The sequence below is a fragment of the Paenibacillus gallinarum genome (assembly GCF_014836635.1).
Taxonomy (GTDB): Bacteria; Bacillota; Bacilli; order Paenibacillales; family Paenibacillaceae; genus Paenibacillus; species Paenibacillus gallinarum.
In genome coordinates this window covers 47,885-61,171 of the sequence record NZ_JACSQL010000012.1, presented here as the reverse complement: position 1 = coordinate 61,171, position 13,287 = coordinate 47,885, and the positions used below count along the sequence as shown (strand labels likewise).

The 13,287-nt window shown below is 42.7% G+C and carries 11 protein-coding genes; 1 reads left to right on the top strand and 10 read right to left on the bottom strand.

Going from position 1 to position 13,287, the window contains the following annotated elements:
• Positions 1-342 precede the first annotated feature (342 nt).
• The 6 genes from H9647_RS20495 to H9647_RS20470 all read right to left on the bottom strand — a co-directional run bounded on the left by H9647_RS20495 (position 343) and on the right by H9647_RS20470 (position 4,476).
• Positions 343-882 carry a hypothetical protein gene (locus tag H9647_RS20495; RefSeq protein ID WP_191803544.1) on the bottom strand — a complete coding sequence of 180 codons (540 nt, stop codon included), beginning with the start codon at positions 880-882 and terminating at the stop codon, positions 343-345.
• Positions 879-2,192 (bottom strand): hypothetical protein, encoded by a 1,314-nt coding sequence (locus H9647_RS20490; RefSeq protein ID WP_191803542.1) that lies wholly within the window; start codon positions 2,190-2,192, stop codon positions 879-881. Before H9647_RS20490 ends, H9647_RS20495 begins: the two co-directional genes overlap by 4 nt.
• 108 nt (positions 2,193-2,300) lie before the next feature.
• Complete coding sequence (locus tag H9647_RS20485; RefSeq protein ID WP_191803540.1) at positions 2,301-2,552, bottom strand: RidA family protein; 252 nt, start codon at positions 2,550-2,552, stop codon at positions 2,301-2,303.
• Between the two features lie 35 nt (positions 2,553-2,587).
• Positions 2,588-2,833, bottom strand: a complete 246-nt coding sequence (locus H9647_RS20480; protein WP_191803538.1) for a sigma-70 family RNA polymerase sigma factor — start codon at positions 2,831-2,833, stop codon at positions 2,588-2,590.
• A 235-nt stretch (positions 2,834-3,068) separates the two neighbouring features.
• Positions 3,069-3,545: a DUF6843 domain-containing protein gene (locus H9647_RS20475; protein WP_191803536.1), complete on the bottom strand. Its 477-nt coding sequence runs from the start codon at positions 3,543-3,545 to the stop codon at positions 3,069-3,071.
• A gap of 619 nt (positions 3,546-4,164) precedes the next feature.
• Positions 4,165-4,476, bottom strand: a complete 312-nt coding sequence (locus tag H9647_RS20470) for a hypothetical protein (RefSeq protein ID WP_191803534.1) — start codon at positions 4,474-4,476, stop codon at positions 4,165-4,167.
• Positions 4,477-4,654: 178 nt separating this feature from the next.
• On the opposite strand from H9647_RS20470, the gene H9647_RS20465 reads away from it, so the two are divergent.
• Positions 4,655-5,971, top strand: coding sequence for a hypothetical protein (locus tag H9647_RS20465; RefSeq protein ID WP_191803532.1), 1,317 nt, complete (start codon positions 4,655-4,657; stop codon positions 5,969-5,971).
• 1,142 nt (positions 5,972-7,113) lie between these two features.
• On the opposite strand, the gene atzF is transcribed toward H9647_RS20465, so the two are convergent.
• From atzF to biuH, 4 genes are read right to left on the bottom strand one after another with little or no spacing between them, the layout of a single operon-like run.
• The gene (gene atzF, locus H9647_RS20460; RefSeq protein WP_191803530.1) at positions 7,114-8,910 is read right to left on the bottom strand and encodes an allophanate hydrolase; all 1,797 of its coding nucleotides are present in this window, start codon (positions 8,908-8,910) and stop codon (positions 7,114-7,116) included.
• A gap of 46 nt (positions 8,911-8,956) precedes the next feature.
• Positions 8,957-10,612, bottom strand: a complete 1,656-nt coding sequence (locus tag H9647_RS20455) for a PucR family transcriptional regulator (RefSeq protein ID WP_191803528.1) — start codon at positions 10,610-10,612, stop codon at positions 8,957-8,959.
• 18 nt (positions 10,613-10,630) lie between these two features.
• Positions 10,631-11,932: a cytosine permease gene (locus H9647_RS20450; protein WP_191803526.1), complete on the bottom strand. Its 1,302-nt coding sequence runs from the start codon at positions 11,930-11,932 to the stop codon at positions 10,631-10,633.
• A gap of 32 nt (positions 11,933-11,964) precedes the next feature.
• On the bottom strand, positions 11,965-12,666 hold the full coding sequence (gene biuH / locus H9647_RS20445) for a biuret amidohydrolase (protein ID WP_191803524.1): 702 nt from the start codon (positions 12,664-12,666) through the stop codon (positions 11,965-11,967).
• Positions 12,667-13,287: the final 621 nt, after the last annotated feature.

The window sequence follows — 13,287 nt, the reverse complement described above, 5'->3', positions numbered from 1 at the left end:
GGGTAATTATCGGCGCGCTACAGGACCGAACAAGCACACGGCATTATTTCCTGCGCTTATGCGGCGGTCATGGGTGATCTGCAGCAGATGGACACTTTCGGGAATGATCAAGGGGTTTTTATGAGCAACAAAAAAAGTTTATTGCCGGTTGCCCTGACAATAAACTTTTTTGATTGATAGGTCGGATTCCAGTGAACAATCCTAAGATCCACATTGACCGCGTCCATTCTTATAGTAGTACATCATTCGTTCAAATTAAAAGTCCTTTATTTACCGCAATTTATGTAGATATAGGAGGATTATTCATGGAGCTTCCCATAGACACTCAGCATAGTACTAAATTCAATAACGGTGATAAACAAACCTATATTGATAGTTGCTGGCATCCCGTAGCGAGTAGAATTGGTCAATCTTCTTCTTCTCACCAGGCTTCAGGACGATCTGCTCGTATTTCTCCTTATGCAGTTCCTTGCCCTGCTTATCATAAATCAATATATCCAAGCTGCCGCTAAACGAGAAAGATTCGGAATAATTTCCGGCAAATATATACGTTGTGTAGCTATCGTCATCCCTACGCGAGGAGGCGAAAGCTGCGAGCTGGTCGATGTCGCTTAATTCCTTGCCCAAGGATTGTTCTACCCTTAAAGCATAGTGGTGATCAAGCTGGCTGGTCATTCTCTTTGCTACATATTCCCTATCATGAATCGTAACAGCCAGTGGAATTAGGGCAATTATATATAAAAAGATTGTTGCCCCAATTCCACTCTTAAGCATTGCTTTCCGGCCATACCCCCCAAGCCAGAGTGAAATCCAAGCGACGGCGATCGCGACAATTGTAATCAGATGCCATTTGGAGAAAAATATCTCATGATATAAATTCATGCGCTTCCCCCCTTCCCTCTACCGTCAAGGCGTTTCAATCGTGGTGGCTTAGGCACCAGATGGTAAGAGGCAGGCCACCGTCGCCGGATCCACACTGCCGCATAGTAAGGCAGCCAGACTAAGACAGGCTGGAGGAGAGCTATCGCTGAGGCAATCGAGGTTGTCTCATAAGCGATCTCTCCCCTTGTCTCCAAAGAAAGACCCAATATAATCCATCCCAGACTGGTAATCAGTACGAACCGGAACGCGGCCCAACCCTTCAACTGTCGCATCCGGTAGAAGTAAGCCAGCGCCCCGGCAAACAATAAACCAAAGCACAAGAACACGCTAATGTCCGGAAAAATACGCGTTTCCTCCAGAAGGACGATCGGGTATAGCGAGGCGACGAGAAGCACCAGTATGCCTATGGACGAAAATCGGAGCCAGCGGGCATCAGAATCTCCGGGAACGAGCTCCTTACCCGGAGGAGTAGCATTTGTTTGTGAGGAAGAAGAGTAGCTTGAAGCCGCTGTCTTCCTCTCTTCTTCCGCAGTCGGATCCTCAAGAGGCTCTTCCTCTCCGGTTGCCATAGCCAGCTCTATATCCATTTTTTTCTTCCGCTCTATTTCGACCACAGCATGCTGGATATCAATCTTAAAATTACCTTTATATAAAAATGGATAAGTATAATCACCACTATCAATGGCATCCAATTGAAAAGCTTCGGACACGGACTGCATCATCCTATCTATGACCTGTATCGGAATTTCCCGTTTCTGCAAGGCACCTAGCCAACGGTCGACCGAATCATCCTTATAGAAAGGAATTGTCAGCACGCGCCGATTCCTGCCACTGTTATATGCAATGTACAGAATGGGCAGCACATCAAAAGGAGAAAGGCGTTCCGTCCATCCCGTCTTCTGGTAATGGTAAGCCTGATTCACCACCTGCACAGATGCATATACAGATTCCACTTGTACTAACGGAATATCGATCTCCGCAGCATTCCTCCCGTCGGCATCATAAACCACGGCCTCGATTCTATCCTCGTAAATTCGATAAGTGCTTAGACGACGGTTTTTTCTCACAAGTTTTGTCAGATACCTGTAGGTAAATCGCGCAAGCAGCACCCCAAGCACCCCTCCGACAGCTAACAAGGTGTACGCCCACCAAGCAGGATAATACCATAGCAGCACAATCGGTCCGGCAATCATAGCAATGGCCAGCACTATCAAAACCGCCATGGCTTCGAACGTCAGAATCCAGAAGAAGGGCTCCATTCTTCGATCTTCCCGTTCATGGATCAGCAACGAATCGTTGTCCCTAATCATGTGCGACACCTCCCATTGTTGAAATTTTATACGTTGAAAATGGGAAAAGGTTTCGTTGGGAAACCTTCAGACTGTAGACAAACTAGCTTAAACTAGTTTGCCTGCAGTCTATTTGATATAACTACTTATTACACCCAAGCGCATCATTGGTCTAGCCATTCTTTTCGTTTTGAATATACTCAAGCAATTCAACAATAATTTGTGATTTGGCATCTTCTTTCGGAATACGTATGGAATTGCTGATTTTTTCGATATCATCCTGATATAAATCACTAATCTAGCATAGCTTCCGTTTCTTTCTGTTTCGCCTCTTGAAGCAATACAGTCTGTATAAACTGTTGAATCATCTTTCTCTTCCATCTGTTCCCCGCCTGCTGACTCATATTTAAAGCTACTTATTTTTCTGTTAGATCTTCGACATAAAGTTTGTAAAGAATAGTTCTACCTTTTATCGACAGTGTTAAAAGAAAGTCTTTAACCAGGATTCTACTATCCCAATAGTCCGTGCGATATGATGTTTCAGGAGCACCATCAAATAAAGATAACTCATGCTTTCGTTCTTTCTCGTGATATTGTAGCCGCCAACCAATCGGATAAACTTCGCTACGAAACCGTTCAACCATAGAATCTTGCTTCATCACTGCTGAGTTCCTCTTCTGCAACTATGCTTGTAATTAGGAGTTCCTAGAGGGCTATTCTCATTTTTAGAACGTATGCTTTTTTTAGTAAAAAACATATTTTATCAGTGAATTAATTGCATTAATTGTAAAAGTTAGTTTGAAAAATCGGGATACTTTGCTTTCATTTATAACATCATTAATTAAAAAAGAGCAGCGGATATAGTTCCGCTGCTCTTGCTTTAGTTAATGATATTATTTACTTTGTTTGCTCCATTTCGTCCTCTGGATAAACTTCCTTGTAGTTCTTCATCAAACTCTTGTCTCCTACAAAAAAGGACTCGACAGTAGAAAGTGCTTCGGTAGTATATTCTACTCCGTTCTTGACTCCGCCTCCTTCGCCCTTATTTCCTACGCCCTTATTATGAATATCCTCTATTTGATCAAGTTCCTTTACCTTATTTCCTTTTTCGTCTACATAAAAGTATCTGTCAGTAGAAGTACCATAGAAGGCATCTTTGTTAGATGTTTTAAGGATGCCATCCTCTCCAATTCGGAAGGTAGTCACTCCGTCCTCCTTCTTAATCTCTGGATACTCTGATTGATCGTATATGATATAAACCCATCCAACGTAATCTTTTGGAATTAGAAATTCAAACTTTCCATTGGCCTTGCTGCAACCTGCTGTAACTAAAACAAAACATATCGCTATAAAAAAAACAGATAACTTTTTCAAAAACACCACCCTCTCTGGTTGTTAAAAGTCGTTTTAAAACTCCCCTATATATGAAGAGCTCGTTAGTAGAGTGACTTCAAATACTAAAGCAGGAAAACACGGAGGTGCCTCAAATGACTATTTGATTTGCTGTTCGTATTATTATTTCAGATGCTTGGATAAACTCACCTTTTGACCCCCAAGTTCTGCTTACAAAGTAGATTTCAAAGGTGCAATCGCACATTCTCTAAAGACATGGCGAATGCCTCATACCGTACGGTTCAACAAGTTAACTTCAAATTCGATAACAACTCAGGCGTTTCGGACAAATATGCTAAAATAGGGATAGCTATTGAAATACTTACAAAAAGAAACACCGGAGCAGTTACCTATTCAACTGGCCAAGTTAACGTATCTAGCCTTACAGCCAAGCTCGATGCATATCCAAGCTTCATTGTTACATGTTCTCTTTTTTCACATGAGGGCATAATACCTCAATTTATGGGCTGAGACCGATTGTTGTGTCGTGATGTAGAAAATCGAACCGAATTCATAGCTGCTCTCTGTAGAAAATGCATTTAGCACATTAACTCTTCTTACTTTTCTTCAGCATCTGTTATACTTTTCCCATTTGCGAATTCTACAGCCTGTATCCTGCAGGTTTAAAGCCCACTCCAAGTACAGACGCCGCTGTTCCACTAGTGATACCACTAATTGGATGTTTTACAATATACTTTCTACCTATCTTTACCACAAATCCTTGACCTAGTAAACTCTCAAGATCACGATAAATCCAGCCATTTAAATCAGGCTCTTCTAATAATGAACCTTCTAACAATATTAACCTCTCTCCAACCTTGGCCGATCTATCATATAATCCCTTTGCCTGGTTTAGAAAAACGTTAGCTTCTACAATCTTAGTACTTACCCCATTAAGCTTTGGTCTTACCAATATAATCCCTCCAAGAAATAAAGTATGATAAAAAGCAATCCTCGATTTTAAAGATGCTTAGTATCCCAAATTTTACTTAACTCGATTCTTTGCCAGAAGCTACTTAACTGCTTATCAACAAGGATTTTAATAGAACAGTGAGGAAGTAATGTACATAAATATTACAGGGGAGGGCATTATGGAAACCGCCATTCTATTTGATCAGAAAATTGATATCGCTAAGGAATGGAGAACTGAGGCTTTGGAAGGGTCTTCTAGGAGTGCTATCATTCAAACATTAGAAAAAAAGTATCGTATACACTCTCGTAAGAGGAGCTTTAGTTGTCAGTGTTGCAGTCAGCAGGTGATTTTAGTGCTTCGGGAAGAATCCCCCCACTTTCGCCATGAAGGCAAACGCTGTCCTAGTGCGGACAACTACGAAAAATATATCCGCCGTGTTAATAAACAAGAGAGTATTCAAATTCATCGAGTAGGTCGAGCTATCCTTCGTACCTATCTAGAAGGACAAGTGAAAACTCACGGAGTTCTTCTTGAAGACGGTTATATGTACCGATCCGTTCTTCATATCGTTCCGGATTACATATTGGTGTTTCCTTCAGGGGAAAAGTGGGCTATAGATTATGTGACAGGATCTCGAGAAGATGAGTCTTATAACAACTATATTCAGAAGCGGACAGCAGCTTACAAGGCTGCTGGATTTACACCGTATTACTTTATAGATGCATCATGGATTGCAAAGGTACCCAACCGATCGATGATTTCGTTGTATCTGGCAGAGAGTCAAATGAAAGTTCACTCGTCTATCGATGAAGACTGGAGTGAGTTTGTTAATGAGTTTATGGAAACGTTTGGAGAATCCTTTGTATTTCGCGAAATGTTTGGAGTGAACCATTTTAATCATAATGATAAATCGTCGTCTGTAGTGCAGAAGTATAAAGTATTTAGTTTAGCTTATGTTGATCCTACTGAGGGGAAGACATGGATTCAAAGGTTCACTCCTTCAAATAATAAATTTGGTTATAGCATTTACTGTGCAGCAATACCCTTGGAGAAAGCTGTATCTCTTTCAAAGGAAGGGGATGAATTTCAGTGGTGGGCAGATGACGAGTCCGAGGCTATGAGAGAGTGTCTGAACAGACTAAGTATAAAATATCAGCATAATGCTAAGCAAAACAGTGAGCTCTTTCAGAGTCAAAATCATATAGATTCTCAACTTATGATTGCAGCAACCTCTACTAAACATACATATGAAGTAAAGTCAGCCCTAGGTTCTGTTGTGGACCCTTCATCATTAATTGATATAATTACAAACGATATGCCGGTCGAGTTAGCTCAGGAGATAATTGAGAATTTGCGTGTGAATAAGTTTCGTCTTTCAAAACAAAGCATTGAGGAAATTCGGCATAAAGCTAGATTAGTTATGGGACCTATTCGAAATCCTAACCCCATCTCACCAGGTTTACGACAGGCTATGATCGAGCTGGCTTTACTTTAAACAAGAGTAGTATAAAAAATAAACAAATTATAAAACATCAAGAGTACAAAAATGAGTGGTTTATGATGAAATGGTGACACTTTTATTAACTGAGAAAACACTCGGTCCCCAGTTGATGTAGTACTTCTAGTTTACTAAATTTCATTTAGCTCATGATCTGATTCTCCTGTGTGAATTTTTTGTGGTAGCTCTATTCTACACGAATCAGGCCATGGGCTTTTTTATTGTTTGGCTAGGTGTCACACTTCATAGTAGAATTTATAACAAATTAAGCTGTATCTCATATTTTTTCAATCTTGAATGTAAACTTCCAAGTTGCTGTATTTCCAGAATACCTACCTCTATTTTCAACGACTTTTACCTTGATGTTTTTATTCAACGTTTTTTTAATCGATGTTACTTTAATAACAGAACTTCCTTCACCGTCATCTGGATATTTATCTTGTTCTTGAGCTTCAGCTAGTAGTTTAATCGTTTTAGAAGACTCAAGATAAGGGTAACTGAACTGCCTTCTTCAATTTCTTTACCATTAACGTATCCTCCCCACCACCACTCGTTACCCACGTGATTGTTTCATACAAGTTCAGCGCTGACAAATATAACTTGTATTTTTGTTTTACTGCTGGCTGCTGATACTGGATGAGTAGCAAAAGTGAAAACAAGAATTAAACTGAAAACCATACCTATGATTCTACTAATAGTAAGCATCTCCTTTGTCAATTCATGCTTTAAACATTACATTGGATTAATTAGTAAGTATATAGTGGAATTGGATAATCGGAGTATAAAAGTCATGATTTTTAAATCATGCTTTTTTCAGAGCTATGTCAAACTAAAACTAGTTATAAGTAAGTAATCATGGCGAATTACACAGGGATTTACAAAATGATATAAATTTTTTACCAAGTTAATATTTTATCAGTTTAACAATTTGGGTGTTTTTTAAAAGGCTTTGGTAATGTGTTTTTTAACAAGTCAAAAAGCCTTCTTATACTTAATTGTACAAGAAGGCAAATCAGTTATATACAAATTATCTGAATAGGTTGCCCCATCCGGTTTCAGATGCTCAGGATAAAGGAACTATGATCGGAACTTCTGTTACCATCTATGCTCCTACCAATCGATCTTGAATGCAGTCCTTTCTATTGTCCGGTCACTGATACTGCTTTCTTCCATCCCCCTGATGCAGTAATATCACATAAGCTTTCAGCGACATAAGCTTCGCACAAGAATCCAGGAATCTCTCGCCCATCCTCCAGCTCAACTTTCCCGATTCCCAGCGGAGCAGGAATAGATGCTGCGAATTTGCCGAAGGCCGACAAAGGCATTTCCCATATCTCCAGCTGAAGCTGCGCTCCTCCTTCTGAAACTTTGATCATCCCCGGCTTGGCAGGCAAGGTGTCCAGCTTGAAAAGGCGATAATTTGGAGCGGTTAATGTCTCCATCACAAATCGTGCACATAAATCGTGCATTTGCTTCTCGAGCGGAAAGCCCCGCATATGCAAGCCACATACGGCAACCAGCGTAGTTTCAGTCTTTACGGAAAGCTCAGACTCTATAGCCGGGCTGTTCCTACCTTCGAATTTCCCCGCTACATACTCTGTCAGATGCTCTTGTCCCGAAAGGGTGAAGAACGTAACTCCGAAAGGCAAATCCTCCGCCGCATCATCCCCAGGCATCGCAATAGCGCACAAATCCAGCAGATTGCAATGATTGGTGTAACGCCCCAGTTCACGGTTCGTGTTTAGAGGATCCAGAGCCACATCTTCTCGGCGCCAAGTTCCTCCGCAGGTTGGGAGAACTAACACGGCGCTATCCAGCATAACGTCAGTCTTCTTTTTATATTGCTGCAGCAGGTGCAAAGCCTGAAATACTGAACTTGCGTCATAGTTTTTATCAGCACCAGACCTCAATATTTGCTCTGTTACCGGAAGAACACTGCCGGGATGATTTTGAACAAAATCTCCGAGACCAGCCCAGCGTTCCGACACCCAGGCGCTACCGTATAATAACTTTGCTGCTTCCTCGAACAAAGAGATATCAATTAGTTCAATCGAGATACCTAAGGAATCGATCCGCTGCAGTGCCTCTTTCCATGCCTGCTCATACTCTGCCTTAAATGGTCCAATGAACAGATCGGTTTGTTCGGGAATCAGCAGTTTTAGCGGAGCCTGCCTAGGCTTTAGCGGGACTGCCTTCGACCAGCAGTCCTCTTCATCTACAGAGCGGACGATTCGATCCACTGTTAGGGCATCTTGGAGCTGGTTCGTAAATACCGTGACACAATCTAGACTTGCCGAAGCAGGGACAACCCCGCCGACCGACCATGCACCAAGACTTGGCTTAAAGCCAACCAGCCGGTTCAAGGCAGCAGGCACCCTTCCTGAGCCAGCCGTGTCCGTCCCCAAGGAAAAAGCCGCTTGACCCCGGGCTACGGCGACAGAGGATCCGGAGCTAGAACCGCCGCTGATCATCTCTGATTTCAAGGCGTTATGCGTTTCGCCATATGGACTTCGGGTGCCGACAAGACCTGTCGCGAATTGATCCAGATTGGTTTTGCCAACAGGAATAGCCCCCGCGTCAATTAATTTTTGGACAACAAAAGCATGCTCATCTGGTTCGTATTGAAAATCCGGGCAGGCAGCAGTTGTTGGATAGCCCGCTACATCTATGTTATCTTTGACCGCAAAAGGAATACCCCATAATGGAAAATTTGCTGGGTCTAAGGCTTCTAGTCGCTTAAGATAAGGTGCAATTCTTTCCATGGTGGGAGCTTCAATCCATATGTTCATCTCTTTATCCGCATTAGCACGCTCTATAATTTCCTCAATGACCTGGATTGGGGTAATTTTCTGTTCTTGATATAGGTCTATTAAACAGGTAATGGTTAATGACTTGGGCAAGCTTGCTTTGCCTGTGAAGGTGCATATGTTTTCCATGACACTTCCGCTCCATTCTTGTTTAACATATTTAACTCAATTCAGGTTATATTTTGCTGAATTTAGCCTGCATGGCATACAGCTTTATTGCCATTTCCAGCTGCAGGCGGTCGTTTGCGAGGTCAAAACTGATCTGAAGCAGCTCTTCAATCCGTTCTAGCCGGTGCATGACTGTGTTGTAGTGAGTAAATAACGCAGCCGCGGTTTTTTTCGCGTTTAAATTGTACTCCAAATAGGTTGTGGCAGTAAGGAGCAAGGAAGATCCATGACTGCTATCGTAAGCGGCGAGAGGTTCGATATATTGATCCCGAAACGAACTGGCCTCCTCCTCGTCAGAGAGTAAATACAGCAGGCGGTAGATGCCGAGCTGCTCCATGGTAACGTGCGGCTGCCTGACTCCTGTAATTACAGATATCAAAGCCACCTTCACTGCTTCCTGGTAGCTGTCTTGAACCTGATCAAGCGATAGAGCACCTTTCCCGGTACATAGAGAAAAAGAAGGCTCATCGGGATGACTAAACATCAAAGCAAGCTCTTCCCTCACGGAACGCACTGCAAAATCGGCATCTGCACCGGCTGCGATGAATACGAGCTGGTCCCGAATAACAACTCCATGGATATGGTTATGATGCTTTTGGGTGTTCTCCGCGACATTTATGGAACGCAGATGTATCACGGCCTGTTTAAGGCTTCCCGGGTGTAGCCGCTGATCTAGCGGCCTAGCGAGTATAACGAAAATAGGTACTAGAACCGGTAAACAAAAGCCGCTAGCTTCTGCTCTCATGTGAATGTCCTTTTCTGTAGGAATACGGCCAAGAAGCCAATCTTGTAAAAACTGATCCATATATTTAGATTCAATTTCCCTGCGCATACGTATGGCCGAAAGCTCCATCCCAATTAGAACACGGACCCTTTCTAGAAGAAGAATATCCATCTTTGAATGCGGAATAGGAAAATCCGCCGTAAACAACACGGCAGATCGCTCCCTTCCATTGGCATGGATAGGCGTAGTTCGAACAGGTAAATCCTCATGAACTACAGTAGTTTTTGCATCCTTCCCAGTTCCAAGATCTATCCACTGGCCAAACGTCTTTCCTTCTAGAATTTCTTCTAATTCAGTCCCTGTTTCAGATGCATACAGAAGACCACTGTCATCGAAAAGAGCGACCGAACGTTTCATGATGGCTTCAAGACAAGCAATAAATTCATCCAGCGGCTTTCCTTCCAACATCAACTGCGACAACTGCTGCACGTGCTGATGCAGTATGCTTAGCATTTCAGTCTCCTGTGCGAGTACTCTTTCCATTGTTTCCCGCTGTACTTCCGAGAACACGGTATGGGGAGGTAACTCGAAAATAGGAAAGCCATACTTTTCTGCCAGTTCGATTGCATCTTCGGGGATTTCAGCGATAAAGCGTTTGGTCTTCACCCCAAGCGCGGCTACGCCTTTTTCAACTAATTTAGGGATCATGCCGGACAACATTGCAGGATTATTCCGAAAAGGGTATCCCGTTGTCATCAAAAACTCGCCTGCTTGGGCCCAGTCAGATATATCGGGAACCTCCATAACATTGGCATGGGTTACCGGATGGCGAAGTCCAGCCTCCCCTGCCCGCAGGCGTATGCCTACTAGATGCGGGAGCCTCAGAATATCAGCACAAGTAAATTCGGTATCTGCAGATTGCAGCAGTTCATTGTTCATATGGCATTTTCCTTTACCTTAACTTTGTTTTTGTGCTGGCTCTATGGCAAGGTTTTTCACCGGTTCTGCAGGTGTGAAGAAGCTTGTTTTTGCCAGCATAATGGCTGTATATGCTACACCGCCAGCAAGCATGGACATTACGGCAGTGGACAGAAACGGAGCAAACTGGTCTACGATCAGACCAATAAAAGCACCGATCACCCAAGCGGCAAAAGCGGAAATTCGCACCGTTTGGCTGATATCGGCTTTCCTGCGAAGAAAGAGTTGATCGCAAAGGATAACAGCGCCGATCGGAGGCACGATAATGCCGAGCAAATTAAGCCAGTCAAAAAAATGGTTCCAGGCTCCGGATACGGCAAAGATTGTGCCGATTACGCCAAGGACAACAGCTGTTTCCCGCATTTTACGACCCGTCAGGCTGGACCAGCCGACAGACGCGTTGTAGAGGCAGTGGGCACAGACGCTACCCAAATTTAGGAACAGGAGGAGTTTCGAAATATAGGCAATCATACCGCCTTTGCCGGCTATATATAGAAATAGATCAGAGTTTTGGCTAGCCGTAGCTGCAATCAGGCCCCCGAAAACCATGGCGATCATACAGGCAAGCGGAAATGCTGTAAACGTAGATGCCAGCGCCTGCTTTTTATTTTTAGACCAGCGATTAAAGTCAGCGGTCATCGTTCCAGAATCAGCAAATAGCGAGATAACCATCGTTACCGCGAGACCCATACTGATCATACCCGTCCCTTGAAAACCGGTGATGGAGGAGAATCCAATGTTTTTGGTTGCATCGTGGACAGCCCACAGTCCAATGAGGAAGAAAAATGGAGCTGATACTGCTCCGATATAGGTGAGTGCTTTTACGCCGAAGAGAGTTAGTACTATAAATAGTACACTGGCAATAAACGTGATGAGGAATGCGTTGCTGCCAAAAGCATCATGCATGCTGCTGCCAGTCATGCCGGTTTGGACTGCAAACCAGCCGATAACGAGTGTAGACAACAGGCCTGACACAACGCGGGCCCCTTTGCTACCAAAGGTAATGGCCGATTGAAGTGAAAAGTTATATCCTTTGTTCGCCGATAGCATTGCAAGAGCACCCACATAACCAAACAAAATGAGATTTCCAATCAGAATGGACAGCATCCCAGTCCAGAACCCAAGACCACCAATAATGGTTGCACCAGTAACCGCACTGGTCATAATCATAGGGAATCCGATCCAGATCATAGACACGGAGAAAAGACTTTTACGTGCTTTGGCAGGAACAGCGGAGTTTTCATACTCTTCTTCTAGTATCTGATTTTCGTGTTCTCTCATCGAAATCATCCCCCAAATTGAAATACCGAATTTTATTTCACGGTCTTTTTTTGAAGTTGTCTGAGAGCGGAAATTCCTGCCTCGGAGTCAGAGACGGCTCCGAAAATCCCGCCCTGCATTGTGATCATATTTAGTGCTGCTTGACAATTAGCTGGCTCGGTCGCTCCGGTGCAGTCTTCAAGAAGAACGCACTCATATCCGCGGTCATTCGCTTCTCGCATCGTTGTGTGTACGCAGACATCTGTCGTAATTCCCGTCAGAATGAGATTCCGAATGCCTTTAGTTCGAAGTATCATATCGAGATCCGTCGCGTAGAAACATCCTTTTCCAGGTTTATCGAGAATGATTTCACTTGGTAGTGGGGTCAATTCTTCAATAATGTTCCAACCTGGCTGATTACGAACGAGAATTCGGCCTGCGGGTCCTTCTGATCCGATTTCTGCACCGGCTTGCTTACTGCGCCATCTTTTGTTAGCTGGAAGGTCAGAAAGATCTTCGCGGTGCCCTTCTCTCGTATGGATAACGGTAAGCCCATCGATACTGCGAGCACAATTGAGTATCCGCTGAATCGGCTCGATTGCCCGTCGTGTCAAAGACAGATCATAGCCCATTTGGTCGATGTAACCGCCTTTTCCGCAGAAATCAATCTGCATATCAATAATAATCAGCGCCGTATTTTCGGCTCTTAGGTCTCCATCAAATGGAAAGGAATACGGCCTTGAGATCATATGCATCAAAATCCACTCCTTAATATAAAATAAAAAACAATAATTACCTAACATTTCATGTTATCTTACCTTTATTATTTGTTAAATTATATTACATATGTATAAGAATGTCATTGTAAACTATTCATAATAGATCTTATTTTCTTGTGTGATTAATTCACAAAACCAGCCGAAAACTATATATTTAGGAACAGAAATCTTATCAAATCATACTTTTTAGTCGCACTGATAGAATTCTGAAGTTATCTAAATCATAATAATATGTAATATAAAATAACATGAAAGGAGATGATTGGCTCGTTAATCTGCTTTTTCCACCGTAAACCTAAAAGTTAATTGCAAATACAAATACACTTAATGTTGTTGATACAGACCATCACTTAGGTGAAATTCTGTGAAATAATGATCAATGAAGGAATAAGGATAGTACGTTAAAAAGAGCACAGCGTTAACGCGGGTGCTCTTTTATTTCAATTACTATGAGTAAGGTCAAACCTGTTTGGAATACAAGATTAAATTTCTTTGAGACTTCCTCACGGTTCATTCATATGGTAGGACATAAAAAAAAGAGCACCTTCATACGCCCTTCATACGTGGTGCTCTTTCAAAGAATAAACGAAGTACTCA